Source organism: Micromonospora sp. WMMD754, from assembly GCF_049315235.1.
Taxonomy (GTDB): Bacteria; Actinomycetota; Actinomycetes; order Mycobacteriales; family Micromonosporaceae; genus Micromonospora; species Micromonospora sediminicola.
On record NZ_CP186058.1, the window covers coordinates 3,731,099 to 3,752,691 of the forward strand.

The 21,593-nt window shown below is 74.9% G+C and carries 17 protein-coding genes; 11 read left to right on the forward strand and 6 right to left on the reverse strand.

Going from position 1 to position 21,593, the window contains the following annotated elements; translation table 11 throughout:
• Positions 1–60 precede the first annotated feature (60 nt).
• A complete protein-coding gene (locus ACN27B_RS18110; protein WP_422741059.1) occupies positions 61–1,308 on the forward strand; it encodes a PQQ-binding-like beta-propeller repeat protein in 1,248 nt (415 codons plus the stop codon).
• Complete coding sequence (locus tag ACN27B_RS18115; RefSeq protein WP_099161977.1) at positions 1,305–2,597, forward strand: PQQ-binding-like beta-propeller repeat protein; 1,293 nt, start codon at positions 1,305–1,307, stop codon at positions 2,595–2,597. The genes ACN27B_RS18110 and ACN27B_RS18115 overlap by 4 nt, the downstream gene beginning before the upstream one ends.
• On the opposite strand, the gene ACN27B_RS18120 is transcribed toward ACN27B_RS18115, so the two are convergent.
• Complete coding sequence (locus tag ACN27B_RS18120; RefSeq protein ID WP_422741060.1) at positions 2,598–3,794, reverse strand: C39 family peptidase; 1,197 nt, start codon at positions 3,792–3,794, stop codon at positions 2,598–2,600.
• A 158-nt stretch (positions 3,795–3,952) separates the two neighbouring features.
• Here ACN27B_RS18120 and ACN27B_RS18125 point away from each other — a divergent pair, with 158 nt between their 5' ends.
• The 4 genes from ACN27B_RS18125 (at position 3,953) to ACN27B_RS18140 (ending at position 9,138) form a co-directional block, all read left to right on the forward strand.
• Positions 3,953–4,618 (forward strand): response regulator transcription factor, encoded by a 666-nt coding sequence (locus tag ACN27B_RS18125; RefSeq protein ID WP_099161975.1) that lies wholly within the window; start codon positions 3,953–3,955, stop codon positions 4,616–4,618.
• Between the two features lies 1 nt (position 4,619).
• Complete coding sequence (locus tag ACN27B_RS18130; RefSeq protein ID WP_172967828.1) at positions 4,620–5,777, forward strand: sensor histidine kinase; 1,158 nt, start codon at positions 4,620–4,622, stop codon at positions 5,775–5,777.
• A 207-nt stretch (positions 5,778–5,984) separates the two neighbouring features.
• Positions 5,985–8,525, forward strand: a complete 2,541-nt coding sequence (locus ACN27B_RS18135) for a malectin domain-containing carbohydrate-binding protein (RefSeq protein WP_422741061.1) — start codon at positions 5,985–5,987, stop codon at positions 8,523–8,525.
• A 226-nt stretch (positions 8,526–8,751) separates the two neighbouring features.
• Positions 8,752–9,138 (forward strand): VOC family protein, encoded by a 387-nt coding sequence (locus tag ACN27B_RS18140; RefSeq protein WP_099161973.1) that lies wholly within the window; start codon positions 8,752–8,754, stop codon positions 9,136–9,138.
• A gap of 55 nt (positions 9,139–9,193) precedes the next feature.
• On the opposite strand, the gene ACN27B_RS18145 is transcribed toward ACN27B_RS18140, so the two are convergent.
• The 4 genes from ACN27B_RS18145 to ACN27B_RS18160 all read right to left on the reverse strand — a co-directional run bounded on the left by ACN27B_RS18145 (position 9,194) and on the right by ACN27B_RS18160 (position 14,864).
• Positions 9,194–9,982 carry a hypothetical protein gene (locus ACN27B_RS18145; protein ID WP_422741062.1) on the reverse strand — a complete coding sequence of 263 codons (789 nt, stop codon included), beginning with the start codon at positions 9,980–9,982 and terminating at the stop codon, positions 9,194–9,196.
• 184 nt (positions 9,983–10,166) lie between these two features.
• Complete coding sequence (locus ACN27B_RS18150) at positions 10,167–12,230, reverse strand: 3-hydroxyacyl-CoA dehydrogenase NAD-binding domain-containing protein (protein WP_422741063.1); 2,064 nt, start codon at positions 12,228–12,230, stop codon at positions 10,167–10,169.
• A complete protein-coding gene (locus ACN27B_RS18155; protein WP_099161970.1) occupies positions 12,227–13,423 on the reverse strand; it encodes a thiolase family protein in 1,197 nt (398 codons plus the stop codon). The genes ACN27B_RS18150 and ACN27B_RS18155 overlap by 4 nt, the downstream gene beginning before the upstream one ends.
• Before the next feature lie 118 nt (positions 13,424–13,541).
• On the reverse strand, positions 13,542–14,864 hold the full coding sequence (locus tag ACN27B_RS18160) for a ribonuclease D (protein WP_099161969.1): 1,323 nt from the start codon (positions 14,862–14,864) through the stop codon (positions 13,542–13,544).
• A gap of 235 nt (positions 14,865–15,099) precedes the next feature.
• Here ACN27B_RS18160 and ACN27B_RS18165 point away from each other — a divergent pair, with 235 nt between their 5' ends.
• Positions 15,100–16,620 (forward strand): trypsin-like peptidase domain-containing protein, encoded by a 1,521-nt coding sequence (locus ACN27B_RS18165; RefSeq protein ID WP_422741064.1) that lies wholly within the window; start codon positions 15,100–15,102, stop codon positions 16,618–16,620.
• Between the two features lie 52 nt (positions 16,621–16,672).
• Positions 16,673–17,503 (forward strand): hypothetical protein, encoded by an 831-nt coding sequence (locus ACN27B_RS18170; protein WP_099161967.1) that lies wholly within the window; start codon positions 16,673–16,675, stop codon positions 17,501–17,503.
• 78 nt (positions 17,504–17,581) lie between these two features.
• On the opposite strand, the gene ACN27B_RS18175 is transcribed toward ACN27B_RS18170, so the two are convergent.
• Complete coding sequence (locus ACN27B_RS18175; RefSeq protein ID WP_091579455.1) at positions 17,582–18,148, reverse strand: DUF3000 domain-containing protein; 567 nt, start codon at positions 18,146–18,148, stop codon at positions 17,582–17,584.
• Positions 18,149–18,321: 173 nt separating this feature from the next.
• Here ACN27B_RS18175 and hemE point away from each other — a divergent pair, with 173 nt between their 5' ends.
• Genes hemE through hemQ form a run of 3 tightly spaced genes read left to right on the forward strand, consistent with a single transcriptional unit; the run spans position 18,322 to position 21,526 of the window.
• Entirely contained in the window at positions 18,322–19,413 is a 1,092-nt protein-coding gene (gene hemE, locus ACN27B_RS18180; RefSeq protein ID WP_172967827.1) for a uroporphyrinogen decarboxylase, read from the forward strand.
• 8 nt (positions 19,414–19,421) lie between these two features.
• The gene (hemG, locus tag ACN27B_RS18185) at positions 19,422–20,828 is read left to right on the forward strand and encodes a protoporphyrinogen oxidase (protein WP_422741065.1); all 1,407 of its coding nucleotides are present in this window, start codon (positions 19,422–19,424) and stop codon (positions 20,826–20,828) included.
• Positions 20,825–21,526, forward strand: coding sequence for a hydrogen peroxide-dependent heme synthase (gene hemQ, locus ACN27B_RS18190; protein WP_091579442.1), 702 nt, complete (start codon positions 20,825–20,827; stop codon positions 21,524–21,526). Before hemG ends, hemQ begins: the two co-directional genes overlap by 4 nt.
• The last annotated feature ends 67 nt before the right edge of the window (positions 21,527–21,593 follow it).

Sequence of the window (21,593 nt, forward strand, 5' to 3'; positions counted from 1 at the left end):
GGTCCGGGCGTGGTCCGGTCACGACCGGGCGACGGTCCGGCGGCGCGGAGAGGGGTGCTCGTGACCGTCATCGATCTGGGTGAGCTGCGGGACGACACGGTGTCCGACGTGCCGGGCCGGGCGCCGCGTGCGGTCGGTCGGCCGTTCCGCGTCCTGGTGGTCCTGCTGGTGGCGCTGGTCACGCTCGCGTCCGCGACGCCACCGGCGCGTCCCGCGCGGTGGACGGTGCCGGGTGGCACCGGGGCGTCCGCGTTCGTCGCCGGTGACCGGGTGTACGTGGTCCGGCCGTTGGACTGGCGGCCCGGCGCGCTCCGGGAGGTGGTCGCCTACCGGGACGGGCGGGAACGCTGGCGCAGCCGGCTGCCGACCCCGGGCGACGTCGTCTCGGTGTGGGAGATGGGCGACCGGGTGCTGGCCGCCGGGCCGAACGGGCCCGACCAGGCGTGGCAGACGGTGGCCCTGGAGGCGGCGACGGGCCGGCTCAGCTGGCGGCAGAACGCGCTCGGCTACCCGGCCGGTGACGCGCTCCTGCTCCAACCGACGACCGCGTCGGGCCCGCAGGAGGTACGCCGGGTGGCGGTCGCCGACGGCCGCACGCTGTGGACCGCCCCCGAGACGCCGGATCTGCGGTTCGTCCTCGGGCCGGCGGGGGTCGAAGGGCTGCTGGTGGTGCCGGAGAGCGGCGAGACCGTGGTGCTGGACGCGGTCACCGGTGAGCGGCTGGCCGCCCGTGACCTGCATCCGGGGGAGCTGCCCACCCAGCGGCGGGTGCTGACCGCCGGCGACCTGGTGCTGGAGATCCGGGAGGACGGGTTCGCGGCCTACCAGCGGGACACGCTCCGGTCGCGGTGGACCGCCGACCTGCCGCTGCTGGACTATGTGGACAGTTGCGGCGACGTGCTCTGCGCCAGCCGGCAGACCGGCGGCATGTGGGGGCTCGACCCGGCCACCGGCGCGGTCCGGTGGGCCACCGACCGATGGGCGGGTGTGTGGAAGGCGGACGGCGGGCGGCTGCTCGTCGGGGCCGGTGAGAGCGACGACGGTCACCTGGCGGTGCTGGACGCCGACGACGGGCGGCTGGTCGCAGATCTCGCAGGGTGGACGGCGGTCCCGCCCAACGAGGTCGGCGGCCCGCTGTTCCTGACCCGGCCGCTGGGTGGCGGGCGACTGCTCCTCGCCGAGCTGGACCTGCCCGCCGGCCGGCTCCCGGTCCGGGGCGTGCTCTCCGGCGTCGACTGCTCGGCCGGGCGCGCGCTCGTGGTGTGCCGGGACCGCGACGGCGACTTCGCGGTGCGGCGGCTGCCGTGAGCGCGCTCATCGACCTGGGTGAGATGCGGCACGGCGGGGACGGCGACGAGCCGCTTCCCGCGTCGCCCCGGCGCCCTCCGGGTCGGGTCGCCCGGGTGGTGGCGCTGGGTTGCCTGGCGCTGCTCGCGGTGACCGGCGCGGCCGCGCCGGCCCGGCGGCCGGCGCCGGTGCGGGTGCCCGCACCGCAGGGAGCCGCGTTCGTGGTCCTCGCCGACCGGCTGATGGTGGCCGACGGGCCGGGCACCGTCGGCCGGGGCGGCCGGGTGGTGACCGGGCACCGGCTGCCCGGTGGGGAGCCGCTCTGGCGGTTCAGCCTGCCCGCCGGCGACCACGTGCTCGGGCTGGGCGTCGCCGCCGGTGGGCTGCTGGTCACGAGCAGCCCGGCCGGCGCCGGCGACACGCTCTCCACGCTGCTCGACCCGGCCACCGGCGCGTCGCGCTGGCGGCAGCCCGGCTACCCGGTCGCGACCGCGTCCGGCGGCCTGCTGCTGGAGAGTCCCCGGGCGGCCGGCGCGGGCAGCGTGCTGGCCGTCGACCCGGGCTCCGGGGCGGTGCGGTGGACGCTGCCGATACCGGCTCAGGGGGTGGGCTACCGGACGGACGGCCACGGGGTGACCCAGCTCGTGCTGGTGGCGCCGGACGGGCGGGTGGCCGTGCACGACGCGGACACCGGCGCGCTGGCGCACACCGGGCGGGTGCCGGCCGCGCCGGACGGCGTCTCCTACCGGTACGCGCAGGTGGTGGCCGACCTGCTACTGGTCGACGGCGGTCCCGGCACGGTCACCGCGTACGGGCTGGACCGGCTCGACGCCCGGTGGACCGTGCCGGTGCAGGAACGCGCCGGGCTCTGGTTCACCGACTGTGCCGGCATGGTCTGCCTGCGCGACCAGGTCGGCGGCGCGCGGACGCTCGACCCGGCGACCGGGCGCCCGGCGTGGACCGACGAGCGGTGGCTCGGGGTCTACCCGGTGGGTGGCCGCCTGCTCGCGGCCACGCCCGGGATCGGTCTGGAGCTGGACCGGTGGGTGCTGGAGCCGGCGACCGGCCGGGTGCTCGGCCGGCTCGGGCGCTGGCGGATCACCGGCACGGACCGGGAGGCCGGCCGGCTGCTCGGGCTGCGTCACCTCAGCGCGGACCGGACGCTGGTCGGCGTGCTGGACGTGCCGGCCGCGGAGGCACGGATCCGCGCGGTCCTGCCCGGCTCGTGGGACGAGTGCGCCGACTCGGGCACCGTGCTGGTGTGCCTGCGTCCGGACGGCGGGCTGACGATCTGGCCGGTCGGCCGCTGATCACCAGTTGCGCTGTGCGGGCGGCGCGGGCAGCGGCACCGACTCCGGGCGCAGCACGTACGCGATCCCGCCGCTGCCGCCCTGCCAGGCCGCCTCGAACGGCGCCCGGGGCACGGTCCGGCGGACCCGCTCGTCGTCCGGCGCGTACGGGTCGTTGAGCACCGGGTCGCCGTCGTCGGTGAAGCCGACCAGCACGACGAGGTGCCCGCGGGTGTCGTAGTCCAGCCCGGGGACCTGCCCGGCGGTGAACGCCGCCGAGACGATCAGCGGGATGCCGGCGGCGACGAACCGTTCCGCCTCGACCAGCGAACGCAGCCGGGTGACGAACGCGTCCACCCCGTGCGTCGCCGCGTACGCGGTGTTGAACGGCCAGTTCCCCGCCCCGGCGTACGCGTGGTCGTAGCAGTGCCGGGCGGCGTGCACCACCACCGGGCGCGGGCCGGGCGGGTCGACCCAGGCGTAGCGCTCCGGGGTGGGGCCGGCGCCCCAGAAGTCGAGCACCATCGACACGCAGGTGGGGCTGCACCAGGAGTCCCCGCCGCCGCCCCAGCGGGTCTCCCCGCCGGCGTGCAGCCGCTGCGCGTACCGCGGCACGTCCAGCACCCGACCCCGGGCCCCGGTCTCCTCCGCCGCGCCACCGTGGGCGTCGGGGTCGCCGTCGGTGTCGGCGGACGCGACCACGCCGACCGTGCGCAGCACCGGGCCGGCGGGCGCGTCGGGCCGGCGGAACAGGGTCACCCGGGCCTGCCAGCCGGTCACCGTCGCGTCGGTGACGCGGAGCGTGTCGGCCAGCACCCGGGCGTGGCCGTCGGCCTGCCCGGGCACGGACGAGCGGTGCACCGCGCTGTCGTCGGCCGCCCAGCGGCCCAGCTCGTACCAGCCGGTGGTGGCGGCGTCACCGGCCCAGCCGCGCAGCTCCACCCGCATCCAGCAGCCGGGGGGCGTGTCCGCGGTCCAGGAGGGCACCAGCTCGGCGGCGGCGAAGCCGACCGGCACCACCGGGGAGGTCCACGTCCCCGCGGCGTAGTCGACGGTGGTCCCGGAGTGCGGATCGGTGTGCGTGACCGGGCCCGCGGTCCCGTCGGGAGTCAGCCCGCCCGGCTCGGCGCGCAGTCCGTCCACGCGGCCCCGGTCCCGGTCCGCCGGGAAGCGGAACCGGTGGTACGCCACGTCGCGGCCGGGGTGGACGGCGGTCATCGGGGCTCCGCTCGGCTCGGGTCCGGCCGTCGGCCGGCGCGCTGGTCGATTCTTGTCGGGGAGCATCGCGTACCCGAAGGTTTTCTGCAACGGCGGCGCGTGCCGGCCGTTTGGTCCCCGCCAGTAGGTTGTGGGAGGTCACGAGGCGGGAGGCCGGGATGCGGGTACTGGTGGTCGAGGACGAGCGGAACCTCGCCGACGCGATCGCGCGCGGGCTGCGCAAGCGCGGGATGGCGGTGGACGTCGCCTACGACGGGAACGCCGGGCACGAGGCGGCGTTCGTGACCCGCTACGACGTGGTGATCCTGGACCGCGACCTGCCCGGCGTGCACGGCGACCGGATCTGCGCGGACCTGGCCGCCTCCGGCGCGTTGACCCGGGTGCTCATGCTCACCGCCAGCGGGACCGTCGCCGACCGGGTCGAGGGGTTGCAGCTCGGCGCCGACGACTACCTGGCCAAGCCGTTCGCCTTCGACGAGCTGGTGGCCCGGGTGCAGGCGCTGGGCCGGCGCGCCACCCCGGCCGCGCCCCCGGTGCTGGCCGTCGCCGACCTGGAACTCGACCCGGCGCGCCGGGTGGTGAGCCGCGGCGGGGTGCCGCTGGAGCTCACCAACAAGGAGTTCGGCGTGCTCGCCGAGCTGCTCAAGGCGCGGGGGGCGGTGGTGTCCAGCGAGGAGCTGCTGGAACGGGTCTGGGACGCCAACACCGACCCGTTCACCACCATCGTCCGGGTCACCGTGATGACCCTGCGCAAGAAGCTCGGCGACCCGCCGCTGATCGACACCGTGGTCGGCGCCGGCTACCGCGTCGGCGGGGTCTCCTGACATGGCTACGCGGCGGGTGCGCCCCACGCTGCGGCTGCGACTGACCCTGCTCAACGGCGTGCTGCTGGTCGGCGCCGGGGCGATCCTGGTCCTGCTGGCCTGGCTGCTGGTCCGCGACGCGTTGCGGCCCACCGACGAGCTGCTGCCCGGCACCACCGTGGTGCTCACCGACGGCCGCACCCTCAACGCCGGGCAGTGGCAGCGGCAACTGGTCGACGCCGCCTCCCGGGAGCTGCTGGTCAAGGGGCTGCTGGCGCTGCTGGCCGTCGGCGTGGTCGGGGTGGCCGGGGCGTACCTGGTGGCCGGGCGCGCGCTGCGCCCGCTGCACCAGGTCACGGCCACCGCCCGCCGGCTCGGCGAGACCACGCTGGACGAGCGGATCGGCTGGTCCGGCGCGGACGACGAGGTGGCCGAGCTGGCCGAGACGTTCGACGCGATGCTGGACCGGATCACCGCCGCGTTCGAGGCGCAGAAGCGGTTCGTCGCGAACGCCTCGCACGAGCTGCGCACACCGCTCGCGGTGATGCGTACCGAGATCGACGTGACGCTCAGCGACGACGACGCCGACCTGGCCGAGTACCGGCGGATGGCCGGCGTGGTGCGGGAGGCGTCGGAGCGGGCCAACGGCCTGGTCGACGCGCTGCTGGTGCTGGCCCGCAGCGAGGCGCAGACCGGCCGGCGGCTGGCCCGGCGCGCGGAGAGCGACCTCGCCGTGGGCGCCGCCAACGCGCTCTCCGCGGTCGCCCGGGAGGTCGAGCGGATCGGCCTGCGGGTGCAGACCTCGCTGCGGCCGGCGCCGGTGGTCGGCGACCCGGGGCTGCTCGACCGGCTGGCCGGGAACCTGGTGGAGAACGCGGTCCGCTACAACCACCTGCACGGGCGGATGTGGGTGCGCACCGGCACCGACGGGCAGCGGTCCTGGCTGGTGGTGGGGAACACCGGCTTCGAGGTCGCCCCGGCCGAGGTGCCCGGACTGTTCGAGCCGTTCCGGCGGGGCGGCCAGGAACGCACCGGCGCCCGTGGCTCCGGCCTCGGCCTGTCCATCGTGCGGGCCGTCTGCGACGCGCACGGCGGCACGGTGACGGCGGTCGCCCAGTCCGGCGGCGGCCTGGAGGTGACGGTCACCCTTCCGTCGGCCGACCCGCCCGCGGCCACCTGACCGCCGATCCCGCGCCGCCCGCCCGGCCACGGGTCCCCACCTTTTCGTGCGGCCCGGCCCGGCTGTCCCGCCCGCCCGCGACGGGTGCTCGGCCGTGGCGACGCGGTGGTCGGTCAGAAAGCTTGCCCGGCGCTGGACGACGGCTGAGCGGTGGCCCAGGGTGAGCGGAGCGACACGCCTCACCCCGCTCACCTCACGGAGCTGCCAGTGACCCACCCCTCCGCCCCGCGCCGCCGGGCCCTCGCGGCCCTCGCCGCGGTCGCGCTCACCGCCGCCGGCCTGGCCCCCGCCGCCCCCGCGAACGCCGCGCCCGACCACACCGCCGTGGTCAAGGCCGTCCCCTCCACCGCCTCGCCGGACATCGTGGACGGCAGCGTCGACGCGATCCACGACGCCGGCACGAAGATCATCGCGGCCGGCTCGTTCACCACGGTGCAGAACCGCGGGTCCGACGTCGACATCACCCGCAACTACCTGCTCGCCTTCGACAAGGCCACCGGCGCCGTGGACACCGCGTTCGTGCCCGTGGTCGACAACGAGGTGTACGCGGTCGTCGCCGGCCCGACCGCCGGTACGGTCTACGTCGCCGGCAAGTTCAACACCGTCAACGGCGTCACCCGGCGCAAGGTGGCCCTGCTCGACGTGGCCACCGGCGCGCTGGTCACCAGCTTCACCGGTCCGGCGTTCAACGGGTTGGTCAACGACATCGCCCTGGTCGGCAACCGGCTGCTGGTCGGCGGCATCTTCACCACGGCCGGCAACAGCAACCCGCGCGGCGGCCTGGCCTCGCTCAACGCCACCACCGGCGCGCTCGACAGCTACCTCACCACCGCGCTGACCGAGCACCACAACTACGACGGGGTCAGCGGGTCCAACGCCGGGGTCGGCCCGGAGAAGCTGGCGGTCTCCCCGGACGGCACGACGCTCGTGGTGATCGGCAACTTCAAGAAGGCCGACGGGGTGCTGCACGACCAGATCGTCAAGCTGGACCTGGGCGCCACCGCCGCCACCGTGGCCGACTGGAACACCAGCCGCTACACGCCGCGCTGCAAGTGGCAGGCGTTCGACTCGTACATGCGGGACATCGCGTTCGCCCCGGACAGCAGCTACTTCGTGGTGGTCACCACCGGCTCGCCGTACGGCGGCACGCTCTGCGACGCCGCGGCGCGGTGGGAGGCCGCCGCGACCGGCCCGGACCAGCAACCGACCTGGGTGGACTACACCGGCGGCGACACGTTCCTGTCGGTCGGCGTCAGCGAACAGGCGGTCTACGTCGGCGGGCACTTCCGCTGGCTGAACAACAGCACCGGCGCCGACAACGCCCGGGCCGGCGCGGTCGGCCGGGCCAGCATCGCCGCGCTGGACCCGCGTACCGGCCTGCCGCTGTCCTGGAACCCGGGCCGGCACCCGCGCGGCGTCGGGGCCACCGAGATGCTGGTGACCCCGACCGGGCTCTGGATCGGCGGGGACACCTCGTGGATCGGCAACTTCCAGTACCGGCGGGAGCGGATCGCGTTCTTCCCGCTGGCCGGTGGCGCGGCCCCGCACCCGACCACCTCGGCGACCCTGCCGGGCCGGGTCTACCAGGCCGGCGTGCCGAAGCCGACGAACGTGCTCTACCGGGTCAACGCCGGCGGCCCCGCGGTCACCGCCACCGACGGTGGGCCGGACTGGGCGGCCGACGACGGCGGCAACCCGAGCCCGTACCACAACAGTGGCAGCGCCACCGCCGGCTTCGCGCCGGTCGGCACGCTGGACGCGACCGTGCCGGCCGGCACCCCGGCCGCGCTCTACAGCGACGAGCGGTACGACCCGGCCGGCGCCCCGGAGATGGCCTGGCAGTTCCCGGTGCCCGCCGGGACCGAGGTGCAGGTGCGGCTCTACCTGGCCAACCGCTACGACGGCACCGGCACCGCCGGCAAGCGCGTGTTCGACGTGGCGCTGGAGGGCGCCACCGTCCTCGACGACCTGGACCTGTCCGCCAGCGTCGGGCACAACGTCGGCACCATGCGGGAGTTCACCGTGGTCAGCGACGGCACGGTGGACCTGGAGTTCCGGCACGTGGTGGAGAACCCGCTGGTCGACGGCGTCGAGATCGTCAGGACCGGGGCGCCGCCGGCCGGCACCGGCGACGAGGTCCAGGCCCGGCCGTACGACGGCGCCACCACCGTCGGTGCGGCGACGCCGGTGGCGAACCCGGACGCCACCGCCTGGTCCACCGTCAAGGGTGCGTTCTGGGTCGGCGGCACGCTCTTCTACGGTCTGAACGGCGCGCTCTGGCGGCGCACGTTCGACGGGACCACGTTCGGCGTGCCGGCGCTGGTCGACCCGTACCACGACGCCTACTGGGACACGGTGGAGACCGACTCCGGCCCGGCCGGGCAGACGTACGTCGGGGTGACCACCGGCTTCTACGCGGAGATTCCCAACGTGACCGGGATGTTCCACCTCGACGGGCGGCTCTACTACACGCTCGCCGGGCAGAGCGGCCTGTTCTGGCGCTGGTTCACCCCGGACAGCGGCGTGGTCGGCGCGGACCGGTTCACGGTGGCCGGGTCGGGCGGTCTCGTCGACGCCGGTGGGGTCTTCGTCTCGGGCAGCACCCTCTACAAGGTCAACCGCAACACCGGCGACCTGTCGGCCACCGACTGGGCGAACGGCGCGCCGACCGCGACGTTCACGGTGCGCAGCGGTCCGGCGGTCGACGGCGTCGACTGGCGGGCGAAGGCCGTCTTCGTCGGCCCGTAAGGAAGGGCCCCCTGTTAACGCCTCCGGTAGAGGAGGGGCCCCTTGTTAACACCCGGGTGTTAACAAGGGGCCCCTCCTTGTCAGGGGCGGTGGAGGGTGGAAGGATCATGACGTCAGCCGGGTGTGGAAGGGGGTGTGGTGATGTCCGTTCCGAATCGTCCCGCGCCCCGCGTTCCCCGCTGACCTCGCACTCCGGCGGGGCGCACTCCCCATTGGAGGATGCACCGTGAGCGCACGGATGCACTGCATGACCGTCGAATCCGACGACCCGTACGCGCTGGCCAGCTGGTGGGGCCGCGTGCTCGACCGCGAGCTGCACGACGACGACCACCCCGGTGACCCGGAGGCGGTCCTCGTGGCGCCCGACGGGCACGGCACCGACCTGCTCTTCGTCCGGGCCGAGGAGCGCCACGGCAAGGGCGCGTTCCACCTCGACCTGCACGCGGCCGAGGGCACCCGGGACGAGGAGGTCGTGCGGCTGCGCGACCTCGGCGCCACGGTGGTCGCCGACCGTCGCCGACCGGACGGCACCGGCTGGGTCGTGCTCGCCGACCCCGAGGGCAACGAGTTCTGCGTCTGCCGCAGCCCGGCGGAGCGGGCCGCGTCGGCCTGACCCGGAAACGGCACCGGGCCCCCGCCGTCGGCGGGGGCCCGGTGTGCGAGCGGTGTCAGTCCTGCTTCTCGATCTCGCCGCGCAGCGAGACGAACTCCGACTGGAGCTCGGCGGCGGACTTGAAGTAGATCACCACCATGCCCAGGCTGCCCTTGTCGACCCAGATGCAGACGCCGACCGGGATGCCCTCGGTCTTGCCGTCGCCACACTTGGCGTCGCCGCCCAGCGGGCCGGCGTCGACCGTCTTGAACTCCTTGGCGCCCAGCTCGGGGGTGATCGCCGTGATGGCGTCCGCCATCTCCTTCTTCGGGTCGGCGATGACGCCGGAGACGCCGGCGATCATGACCAGGTCCTTCTTGGCCGGGTCGCCGTAGAACGCGCCGGCCGTGCTGGTCGCGTTCGGCACGTCCTTGCTGAACTCGGACTTCATCTGCAGCGCGGCGCTCTGCAGCTCGGGCTGGCTCACCTTCGGCCGGCCGCCGAGCGTCGTCGGCTCGACGACCCGGGTCTTGGTGGCGGTGACGACGTCCTTGACGTCGTCACCCGCGGCGAGCCAGAAGGCGACGCCGCCGCCGACGCAGAGCACCAGGACGACGGCGAGGACGATCAGCAGGATCTTGCCGACCCCGGACTTCTTCTTCGGCGGCACCGGGGCACCGAGCTGGTCGCCGCCGTACTGCGGCTGCTGCGGGACCTGCGGGTAGTCACCGCCGTACTGCGGCTGCTGCTGCGGAGCCGGCGGGTAGCCGCCGCCGTACTGCTGCTGCTGCGGCTGGTAGCCGCCGGGCTGCTGCGGGGGAGGGGGGTAGTTGCCGGGGTAGGGATTGGACGGCGGCTGGGACATGAAGGCAGCTCCTGTGAAGATTCTGGACGCGTGATGGTAGCCATGACCACCGACGTGCCGCTGTCCGCCCAAGGCCGGTGTGACGAAACCGGGACCCAGCCGTGACCGGGCCCGCAACGCCGATCGCGGTGGCCGGAGCCGCCCCGAGGGGCGGCCCGACCACCGCGATCGATGTTCCGGTCGGTCAGCGCAGGCTGGCCGCGCCGCGCGGCAGGAACCGCTTGCCGGTCACCCGCTCGGAGGTGCCGGTCCGGTCCAGGTACGGCGTGACGCCGCCCAGGTGGAACGGCCAGCCGGCGCCGAGGATCATGCACAGGTCGATGTCCTGCGCCTCGGCGACGACGCCCTCGTCGAGCATGAGCCGGATCTCCTGCGCGAGCGCGTCGAGCGCGTTCTGCCGGACCTGCTCGGCGGTGAGCGGCTGGTCGCCGACCACGAGCAGCTTCGCGACCTCGTCGTTGATCTGGTCGTCGACCACGATCGGCTGGCCCGAGTCGGCGATCCGCTTGAGGTTCTCGCTGACGCCGAACCGGTCCGGGAACGCCGCGTGCAGCGTGCCGCCCACGTGGTAGGCCACGGCCGGGCCGACCAGCTGGAGCAGCGCCAGCGGACGCATCGGCAGACCCAGCGGGTCCAGCGCGCTGTTGGCCACGTCCAGCGGGGTGCCGGCGTCGACGGCGGCGAAGACGGTGCCGAGGAAGCGGGTCAGCAGTCGGTTGACCACGAACGCCGGGGCGTCCTTGACCAGCACGCTGGACTTCTTCAGCTGCTTGCCGACCGCGAACGCGGTCGCGAGGGTGGCGTCGTCGGTCCGCTCGCCGCGGACGATCTCCAGCAGCGGCAGCACCGCGACCGGGTTGAAGAAGTGGAAGCCGACGACCCGCTCCGGGTGCTCCAGCTCGGCGGCCATCTCCGTGATCGACAGCGAGCTGGTGTTGGTGGCGAGCACCGCCTCCGGCTTGACGATCTTCTCCAGCTCGGCCCAGACCTGCTTCTTGACGCCCAGGTCCTCGAACACGGCCTCGATGACGAAGTCGGCGTCGGCGAACACCGACTTGTCGACCGAGCCGCTGACCAGGCCGTACAGCTTGGCGGCCGTGCCCTTGTCCATCCGGCCCTTGCTCACGGCCTTCTCGATCTGGCTGTGCACGTAGCCGACGCCCTTGTCCACCCGGGACTGGTCCAGGTCGGTCAGCACGACCGGCACCTGGAGCCGCCGGGCGAACAGCAGCGCGAGCTGGCTGGCCATCAGGCCGGCGCCGACGATGCCCACCTTGGTGACCGGCCGGGCCAGGCCCTTGTCCGGCGCGCCCGCCGGGCGCTTGGCCCGCCGTTGCACCAGGTCGAAGGCGTACAGGCCGCTGCGCAGCTCCTCGGAGAAGACCAGGTCGGCGAGGGCCTCGTCCTCGGCGGCGGTGCCGGTGGCGAAGTCGGCGTCCTTCGCGGTCTCCAGCAGGTCCAGCGCCTTGTACGCGGCCGGGACCGCGCCGTGCAGCCGCTGGTCGAGGGTCTGCCGGGCGAAGTAGAGCACGCCCGCCCACATGTCCTTGTCGACCTCGGGCCGGGTGACGGTGACCTCGCCCCGGACCACGCCGGCGGCCCACTCCAGGGACCGCTCCAGGAAGTCGGCCGGCTCCAGCAGCACGTCCGCGATGCCCATCTCGGCGGCCTGCTTCGGCTTGAGCATCTTGTTCTGCATCAGCGGGTTCTGCAGGATCACCTGCGTGGCGGCCGGGATGCCGATCAGGTTCGGCAGCAGCTGGGTGCCGCCCCAGCCGGGCACCAGGCCGAGCGAGACCTCGGGCAGCGCCAGGGCCGCCGCGCCCGCGGACAGCGTCCGGTAGTGGCAGTGCAGCGCCAGCTCCAGGCCACCGCCCATGGCCGCGCCGTTGACGAACGCGAAGGTGGGTACGGCGCTGTCCTTGAGCCGGGCGAAGACCCGGTGGCCGAGCCGGCCGACCTCCAGCGCCTGGTCGCGGTCCGCCAGCTGGGGGAGGCTGGTGATGTCCGCGCCGACACAGAAGATGTACGGCTTGCCGGTGACCGCGATGAACGACGGCTCCGCCGCGAGCGCGGCGGTGATCGCCTCGTCCAGGCTGGTCAGGCCGCCCGGGCCGAAGCTGTTCGGCTTGGTGTGGTCGAACCCGTTGTCCAGGGTGATCAGGGCGGCGGGCCGGTCCAGTCCCGGTACGTTCACCGCGCGCAGCAGCGCCTTGGTGACGACCTCGTTCGGTGCGGCGAGGCTCACTTGTCTCCACCCTCCCAGTTCGGGTTCTCCCAGATCACGGTGCCGCCCATGCCGATGCCGATGCACATGGCGGTGAGGCCGTAGCGGACCTCGGGGTGCTCGGCGAACTGCCGGGCGAGCTGGGTCATCAGCCGGACGCCGGAGGACGCGAGCGGGTGGCCGATGGCGATCGCGCCGCCCCACGGGTTGACCCGCGGGTCGTCGTCGGCGATGCCGAAGTGGTCGAGGAACGCGAGCACCTGCACCGCGAACGCCTCGTTCAGCTCGAACAGGCCGATGTCGTCGATGCTCAGGCCGGCGATGCGCAGCGCCTTCTCGGTGGAGGGGATCGGGCCGACGCCCATCACCTCCGGCTCCACGCCGACGAAGCCGTACGACACCAGCCGCATGCCGATCGGCAGGCCCAGCTCGCGGGCGGTCTCCTCGGCGACCAGCAGCGCGGCGGTGGCGCCGTCGTTCAGGCCGGCCGCGTTGCCCGCGGTGACCTTGCCGTGCGGCCGGAACGGGGTCTTCAGGCCGGCCAGCTTCTCCATCGAGGTGTCCCGGGGCGCCTCGTCCACGGTGGCCAGGCCCCAGCCGCCCTCGGCGTCGCGCACGGCCACCGGCACCAGGTCGCCCTGGAGCTTGCCGTTGGCGTACGCCTTGGCGGTCTTCTGCTGGGAGGCGAGCGCGAACGCGTCGGTGCGCTCCTTGGTGATGTGCGGGACCCGGTCGTGCAGGTTCTCCGCGGTGGAGCCCATCACCAGGGCGGACGGGTCGACCAGCTTCTCCGCGACGATCCGCGGGTTGGGGTCGACGCCCTCGCCCATCGGGTGGCGGCCCATGTGCTCGACGCCGCCGGCGATGGCCACGTCGTAGGCGCCCATGGCGATGCCGCCGGCCACCGTGGTGACGGCGGTCATCGCGCCGGCGCACATGCGGTCGATGGCGAAGCCGGGCACGGTCTTGGGCAGGCCGGACAGCAGGGCGGCGGTGCGGCCGATGGTCAGGCCCTGGTCGCCGATCTGGGTGGTGGCGGCGATGGCCACCTCCTCCACCTTCTCCGGCGGCAGCTGCGGGTTGCGGCGCATCAGCTCACGGATGCATCGGATCACCAGGTCGTCGGCGCGGGTGTTGGTGTACATCCCACCCGCCTTGCCGAACGGGGTACGGACGCCGTCGACGAAGACGACATCCCGAACTTCACGGGGCACTTGGAGCCTCCTGACCGGCACTGGCATTTCCCCGGATGCTACTCGCCAGTAACCAAGCGCGTCACCACCCCCCGTGTGGCCCGTCCCACACCCGGCCGGGCCGCACGGGGGCGCGACGTCAGGACGACGGGACGCGCAGCGCCTCGGTCAGCGCGGGCAGAAGCAGGCCGAGCTGCCACTCCCGGGCGCCGAACGTCCGCAGCGTCTCCGCCACGGTCGCGTCGGTGATCTCCTCCGGCGGCTGCCACGCCAACCGGCGGATCGAGTCGGGCGCGACCAGGTTCTCCGCCGGCAGCCGATGCGCCGACGCGGTGCCGACCACCACCTCCCGGCAGCGGGCCAGCCGGCCCGCCGCGACCGGGTCGCGCTCCGCCCACCGGTGCGGCGGGGGCGGGCCCTCGACCGCCGGGCTCACCGGCAGCGCGTCGTCCGGCAGCTGGCGTGCGTCGTCCAACGCCGCCAACCAGGTACGCGCCAGCCGGCGCACCGACCGCCCGCCGAAGCCGGGGAGCGTCAGCAGCGTCTTCTCGTCCTTCGGGTCCAGTTCGGCGGCGGCCACGATGGCCGAGTCGGGGAGCACCCGGCCCGGGGCGGCATCCCGCCGGGCGGCGATCTGGTCCCGGGCGTACCAGAGGGACCGCACCCGCGCCTGGGCGCGGGCGCCGCGGACCCGGTGGATGCCCGACGTGCGGCGCCACGGTTCGGCGCGGACCCGGGCCGGGCGGGCGCCGCCCCGCACCAGTGCGGCGAACTCCTCCGCCGCCCAGCCGGACTTGCCCTGTCGGTCCAGTTCCTCGTCGAGCGCGTCGCGCAGGTCGACCAGCAGCTCCACGTCCAACGCCGCGTACGTCAACCAGGACTCCGGCAGCGGCCGGCTGGACCAGTCCGCGGCGGAGTGGTGCTTCTCCAGGCTGAAGCCGAGCAGCTGTTCGGTCAGCGCGGCCAGGCCGACCCGCTCGAACCCGGCCAGCCGGGCGGCCAGTTCCGTGTCGAACAGCCGACGCGGGCGCAGCCCCACCTCGGCCAGGCAGGCGAGGTCCTGGCTGGCCGCGTGCAACACCCACTCGGCCTCGGCGATGGCCGCGTCGAGCGCGGACAGGTCGGGCAGCGGCAGCGGGTCGACCAGCGCGGTGCCGGCCCCCTCGCGGCGCAACTGCACCAGGTAGGCCCGCTGGCTGTAGCGGTATCCGGAGGCGCGCTCGGCGTCCAGGGCCACCGGGCCGGTGCCCGCCGCGAAGCGGGCCACGACCTCGTCGAGCTCGGCCGGGGTGGCCACCGGGGCGGGCGTGCCCTCACGCGGGGCGGTCAGCGGGACGGCTGCGCCCGTGTCGGTCTCGGTCCCCGCGTCCGCCGGCTCCGGCACGGCCGACGACGGATGTGGGGACACCTCTCCCGTACGGCTTTCGGCGGCCCGACGGCGCAGGGGTGGTTCGTCGGTCACCTGACAACCCTAGTAGGCCGGACGATCCGGTGTGCGCAGCCGGTCGGGCGCGTGTCGGCGGGATGTCGGTCAGGTGTCCGGAACGGGCCGCCTTGCGCGCACGTGAGAGGGTCGGACAACGGGGGAGACAAACCCCGTTCCCGCCGGTACGGTCCATCGGGCCGTGAGCGGCGCACGGCCGCCGGACGGGCGGTCGGGGGGTCGTCGGCGGAGCCGACGGGGAGGACGGACGATCATGGCAGGCGGGTACGGAACCGGCGAGCCGGGGCGGGACGGTGACGGCACGGCCGACCGGCCGGGGCCGCTGCCCCCGCGGATGGCCCCGCCCGGCGCGGCGGCCCCGTTCCCCGGACCTCCGGCCCCGCATCCCGCGACCGCCGGTCCCGATCCGGCCCGGGACGCGGCCGCCGGATACCGGCCGGCGTCCGGCGCCACCTACCCGGACCCGGCGGGCCAGCCCGGACACGACGCTGGTCACCGGCCCGCCGGTGGGACGTATCCCGGCCGGCCCGACCTCCCGGGTCCGGCCCACCCGTCGGCCCGCGCGGCGGCCTCCGTCGTGCCGGTCCAACCGACCCCGGCCGCGCCCCACCCGACCGGCGCCTCCTACCCGGGGCAGCCGAGCCCGGGGTCCTCCTCGTCGACCCAGCCGGCCTTCGGGCCCTCCTACCCGGGGCAGCCGACGTCGGGGCCGGTCTTCGCGGGCGGGCCGTCGTCAGGCCCGGCCCACTCGGCTCAGCCGACGTCGGCCCCGGCCTATCCGGGGCAGCCGACCTCAGGCCCGGTGTATCCGGGGCAGTCGGGGTCGGGTTCGGCGTATCCGGTGCAGCCGACCTCGGGCCCGGCGTATCCGGGCCAGCCCGCCTCCGCGCCGGCGTATCCGGGGCAGTCGGCGTCGGGGCCGGGGTATGCGGCGTACCCGGGTCAGGCGCCCGGCGGGTTCGGCGTGCCGCCCGTCGCGCACCCGGACCGGTCCGGCCGGCGCGGCCGGCTGCCGGTGGTGGCGCTGGTCCTGGCCGGCGTGCTGGCCGTGGTCACCGGCGTGCAGGCGTACCAGATCCACCGGCTCGACGACCGCCTCGCCGCCGCCGACCGGCGGACGGCCGAGGCGCAGGGGGCCGACGCCCGCCGGCTGGACGGGCTGGAGCAGCGCGCCGGAAGCCTGGAGAAGCAGGCCGGCGCCGCCTTCAACCCGGAGGCGGTGGCGAGCGCGGTGCTGCCCAGCGTGTTCCGGGTCCGGGCCGGGCAGTTCACCGGCACCGCGTTCGCGGTCGGCAAGGCGCCGGCCGGCGGCGGCACCACGCTGCTCACCAACTTCCACGTGGTGGAGGCCGTCTTCACCGCCGGCGAGCGCAAGGTGTTCCTGGAGCGCACCGACCAGCGGTTCGAGGCGACCATCGTCGCCACGGACAAGGAGAAGGACCTGGCGCAGCTGCGGACCACCGCGAAGTTCAGCGGCCTGGTCGCGGCGCGGACGCCGGTCAAGTCCGGCCAGCAGATCGTCGTGGTCGGCGCCCCGCTGGGTCTGCAGGACAGCGTCACCACCGGCGTGGTGAGCGCGTTCCGCAAGGACGAGGGCGGCTCCGGCCCGGTGATCCAGTTCGACGCGCCGATCAACCCCGGCAACTCCGGCGGTCCGGTGATCAACGGCTCCAAGGAGGTCGTGGGCATCGCCACGGCCAAGGCCCGCGACGCCGAGGGCATCGGTCTGGCGGTGCCGATCAAGACCGCCTGCGACCGGTTCAAGCTCTGCTGACCGATCGGTCCGGGTCGCCCCACGGGGGGCTCAGCACATCTGGAGGAACGACATGTCCCAGCCACCGATCGGAGCGGGGGACAACCCGCCCCCGCCGCCGGGCGGCACGGTCTACGGCAACCCGTACGGGGGCCAGGCCACGCCCCCGTCGTACGGGCCGGCCCAGCCCGACCCGACCCGACCCCAGCCGCCCGTGCCGGGCCAGTACGCGCCGGAGGCCGCTCCGGGCCAGTACGCGCCGGGCGCCGCCCCGGTCCCGGCCCCCGGCCAGCCGATGTCGGCGCCGCCGGTCTCCGGACCCGGGTACGGCCCGCAGCCGATGTCCGCGCCGCCGGTCTCCGGCCCGGGTTACCCGCCGATGTCGGCCCCGCCGGTCTCCGGACCCGGGTACGGGCCGCAGCCCATGTCCGGGCCGCCCGGCACCGTGCCGCCGTACGCCCCGACCGGGTTCGGTCCGCCGGCGGGCGCGCCGGCCGGCGGGGGCCGGGGACGGACGGCGCTGATCCTGGGGATCGTCGCCGGCCTGCTCCTGGTCCTCGGCGGCGTGATGACCGGCCTCTACGTCACCACCAACGGCAAGCTGGACAAGGCCGAGCGGCAGGTCAGCCAGCGCGACGGCACGATCGCGGCCAACTCGCAGGAGATCGAGAAGCTCAAGGGTGAGCTGAAGACGGTGCAGGAGCGGCTCGCCGACACCGAGCAGGACCTCACCGGCACCAAGAACGACCGGGACGAGCAGGCCCGGCAGAAGAAGGTCATCGCCAACTGCCTGGACAAGCTGACCACCGCGATCACGGCGGCGTCCCGCGGCGACAAGGCCGGCTTCGAGGCGGCCAACAAGGGCCTCGACAAGGTCTGCGACGAGGCCGAGAACTACCTCTGACCGCGCTTCACCCGGTCGATCACGAGGTGGGCGGCGTTCTGGATCTCCGGGATCGCCGTCGACCTCGTGGTCGACGGGTCAGGCGGCGCCGGCGCGGCGGGGCAGCGCCGTGACGCCGGGCGGCGGCAGGCCGGCGGTGGAGGCCAGCAGGGTGCACCAGCCGAGCAGGTGCGGGGCCAGGTCGGCGCGCAGCGGCGTCCAGGAGGCGCGGATCTCGATGTCGCCGGCGGCGGGCGGCCCGGCCAGCTCGCCGAACCGGGTGGAGAGCGTCTGCGTGACCGTGCCGCCGATCGCCCGGTGGCCGGCGCCCTGCGCGTCCAGCGCGTCGGTCAGCCAGGTCCAGCCCACGCTCGGCAGCAGCGGGTCGCTGGCCAGGTCGACCTCCAGTTCGGCGGTGACGTAGGTGACCAGCCGCAGCGTGCCCTGCCAGGCCTCGTGCCCGGCCGGGTCGTGCAGCAGGATCAGCCGGCCGGTGGCCACCTCGTCGTCGTCGCGCAGCACCGCGGCGGAGAGCGCGAACGCGTACGGGGCCAAGCGCTGCGGGGCGCCGACCTCCTCCAGCACGATCTCCGGGCGGGGTGTCGCCGACCGCAGCCCCGCGACCGCGCGAGCGAACGTTTCCGGGAGCGCGATCGGGGGGGCCATGCGGGCAGCCTATGCCGCCCCCGCCGTGCCGCGCGTGACGGCGCGCCGGGTGATCGACGGTTAAGAAGGGGCCCTTCCTCTACCGCAGGCGTTAAGCGGGGGCCCTTCCTTCTACGTCACAAATGCGGATGGTGAGCGTGGGCGCGGACGGGGCGCGTGGCACGATTGCCGCGATGACCACCGACACCACGGGCACTGCCGCCCGAGACGGAGAACCCCGCCGCGGCGGGCCGGCCGACTCGCCCTTCGTGCGCGCCTGCCGGCGCGAGCCGGGCCCGCACACCCCGGTCTGGTTCATGCGCCAGGCCGGCCGGTCGTTGCCGGAGTACCGGGAGATCCGGGCCAGCGTGCCGATGCTGGAGTCGTGCCGCCGGCCCGAACTGGTCACCGAGATCACGCTCCAGCCGGTCCGCCGGCACGGGGTGGACGCGGCGATCCTGTTCAGCGACATCGTGGTGCCGGTGGCGGCGGCCGGGATCGACCTGGACATCGTGCCCGGAACCGGGCCGGTGGTGGCCGAGCCGGTGCGGACCGCCGCCGACGTCGAACGGATCTCCCCGATCGGCCGCGACGAGGTGTCCTACGTGGACGAGGCGGTCCGGCAGCTCGTCGTCGAGCTGGGCGACACCCCGTTGATCGGCTTCGCCGGGGCGCCGTTCACGCTGGCCAGCTACCTGGTCGAGGGCGGGCCGTCGCGGACCCACGCGAAGACCAAGGCGCTGATGTACGGCGACCCGGACCTGTGGCACGCGCTCTGCGCCCGGCTGGCCGAGGTGACGCTGTCGTTCCTGCGGGTCCAGATCGACGCCGGCGTCTCCGCGGTGCAGCTCTTCGACTCCTGGGCCGGCGCGCTCTCCGAGGCCGACTACCGCCGCTTCGTGCTGCCGCACTCGACGTACGTGCTGGGCGGCCTGGCGGATGCCGGCGTGCCCCGGATCCACTTCGGGGTGGGCACCGGCGAGCTGCTCGGCGCCATGGGCGAGGCCGGCGCCGACGTGGTCGGCGTGGACTGGCGGACCCCGCTGGACGTGGCCACCGAGCGGATCGGGCCGGACAAGGCGGTGCAGGGCAACCTCGACCCGACCGTGCTGCTCGCCCCGTGGCCGGTGGTGGAGACCGAGGTGCGGCGCATCGTCGAGCAGGGCCGGGCCGCCCCCGGCCACGTGTTCAACCTGGGCCACGGCGTCCTGCCGGAGACCGACCCCGACGTGCTGACCCGGGTGGTCGCGCTGGTGCACGAGCTGTCCGCGCGACCGGCCCGCTAGGAGGAGCCGTGGCGCGACCGTGGCGGGTGGCGATCGTCGGTGGCGGGATCACCGGGCTGGCCGCCGCCGTCCGGTTGCGCGACCGCGCGCCCGCCGGCACCGAGATCACCGTGTACGAGCAGTCCGGTCGGCTCGGCGGCAAGCTGCGAACCGGTGAGCTGGCCGGTGGTCCGGTCGAGTTCGGGGCCGAGTCGTTCCTGATGCGGGACCCGGCCGGCGGCGAGTCGGCGGCGGTCACCCTGGCCGGCCGGCTCGGGCTGGACGCCTCGATCGTGCACCCGACCGTCGGGCAGGCCGCCCTGCTGGTCGACGGCGGGCTGCGCCCGGTGCCGGGCGGCACGCTCGTCGGCGTACCCGGGGATCTGGAGAAGGTGGCGGCGGTGGCGCGGCCGGCGGACGCCGACCGCGACGCGGGCCGCCCGCTGCTGGCGCCGGACGAGGACGTCGCGGTCGGGGCGCTGGTCCGCGAGCGGCTCGGCGACGCGGTGGTGGACCGGCTGGTCGACCCGATGCTCGGCGGCGTCTACGCCGGCCGGGCCGACGACCTCTCCCTGGTCACCACCATGCCGGCGCTGGCCCGCGCGGCCCGCGCCGAGCACACGCTCGTCGGTGCGGTACGCGCGGCGCAGGCCGCCGCGCCGCGCGCCCCCGGCGCCCCCGTCTTCGGCACCCTCGCCGGCGGGCTGAGCACGCTGGTCGAGGCCGCGGCGCGGGCGAGCGGGGCGACGATCCGCCGGGACGCGGCGGTACGCGAGCTGCGCCGCACCCCGACCGGCTGGCAACTCACCGTCGGGCCGACCCGCGACGCCGAACAGGTGGACGCCGACGCGGTGCTGCTCGCGGTGCCGGCCCGACCGGCCGCCCGGCTGCTCGCCGGCGCGGCGCCGGCCGAGGCGGACACCGTCGGCGCGTTGGACTACGCCAGCGTCGCCCTGGTCACGCTCGCGCTGCCCGGCCCGGACCTGCCGGAGCTGTCCGGCTTCCTGGTGCCGGCCGCCGAGGGCCTGCTGATCAAGGCGTCCACGTTCTTCACCACCAAGTGGGGGCACCTGCGCCGACCGGACGGGCTGGCGCTGGTGCGCGCCTCGGTGGGTCGCTACGGCGACGAGACGTCGCTCCAGCTCACCGACGACGACTTGGCCGCGGCCGTGCACCGGGAACTGTCGGCGGTGCTGGGCGCGCCGCTGCCCACCCCGGTGGCCCGGCACGTGCAGCGGTGGGGCGGGGCGCTGCCGCAGTACGCCCCGGGGCACGCCGACCGGGTGGCGGCGGTCCGGACGGCGCTGCGCGCCGCCCACCCGACGCTGGCAGTGGCCGGCGCCGGTTACGACGGCGTCGGCATCCCGGTCTGCGTCCGCTCCGGCGAGACGGCGGCCGAAGAGATCATCACGGCACTGGGAGGATCGGCAGCATGACCGAGCAGACCAACGCGGCGCGGCTGCGGGAGCTCAACGAGACCATCCGCTACACCATGTGGTCGGTGTACCGGGCCACCAGCCCGCTGCCCTCGTTGCGGGAGAACGTCGTCGACGAGGTCGAGTCGCTCTTCGCGGAGCTGGCCGGCAAGGACGTGACGATCCGGGGCACCTACGACGTGGCCGGCCTGCGCGCCGACGCGGACCTGATGATCTGGTGGCACTCGTCGTCCAGCGACGCGCTCCAGGACGCGTACCTGCGGTTCCGTCGCACCACGCTGGGGCGGGCGCTCACCCCGGTCTGGTCGCAGATGGCGCTGCACCGGCCCGCCGAGTTCAACAAGAGCCACATCCCGGCGTTCCTGGCCGACGAGGAGCCCCGCGCCTACCTGTGCGTCTACCCGTTCGTCCGCTCCTACGAGTGGTACCTGCTGCCCGACGCCGAGCGGCGCGAGCTGCTGGCCGAGCACGGCAAGATGGCCCGGGGCTACCCGGACGTGCGGGCCAACACGGTCGCGTCGTTCGCGCTCGGCGACTACGAGTGGATGCTCGCGTTCGAGGCCGACGAGCTGCACCGGATCGTGGACCTGATGCGCGACCTGCGGGCCTCGGGGGCCCGCCGGCACGTCCGCGAGGAGATCCCGTTCTACACCGGCCGGCGCCGCCCGGTCGCCGACATCGTCACCTGCCTGGTGTGAAAGGAAGGGCCCCCTTTTAACGCCTCCGGTAGAGGAAGGGCCCCTTCTTAACACCGACGTGTTAAGA

Excerpts from the sequence above, each read along its gene's own strand:
- ACN27B_RS18120 (WP_422741060.1), bottom strand. The coding sequence starts at position 3,794 with ATGACCGCCGTCCACCCCGGCCGCGACGTGGCGTACCACCGGTTCCGC.
- ACN27B_RS18125 (WP_099161975.1), top strand. The coding sequence starts at position 3,953 with ATGCGGGTACTGGTGGTCGAGGACGAGCGGAACCTCGCCGACGCGATC.
- ACN27B_RS18130 (WP_172967828.1), top strand. The coding sequence starts at position 4,620 with ATGGCTACGCGGCGGGTGCGCCCCACGCTGCGGCTGCGACTGACCCTG.
- ACN27B_RS18145 (WP_422741062.1), bottom strand. The coding sequence starts at position 9,982 with ATGTCCCAGCCGCCGTCCAATCCCTACCCCGGCAACTACCCCCCTCCC.
- ACN27B_RS18165 (WP_422741064.1), top strand. The coding sequence starts at position 15,100 with ATGGCAGGCGGGTACGGAACCGGCGAGCCGGGGCGGGACGGTGACGGC.
- ACN27B_RS18170 (WP_099161967.1), top strand. The coding sequence starts at position 16,673 with ATGTCCCAGCCACCGATCGGAGCGGGGGACAACCCGCCCCCGCCGCCG.
- ACN27B_RS18175 (WP_091579455.1), bottom strand. The coding sequence starts at position 18,148 with ATGGCCCCCCCGATCGCGCTCCCGGAAACGTTCGCTCGCGCGGTCGCG.
- hemE (WP_172967827.1), top strand. The coding sequence starts at position 18,322 with ATGACCACCGACACCACGGGCACTGCCGCCCGAGACGGAGAACCCCGC.
- hemQ (WP_091579442.1), top strand. The coding sequence starts at position 20,825 with ATGACCGAGCAGACCAACGCGGCGCGGCTGCGGGAGCTCAACGAGACC.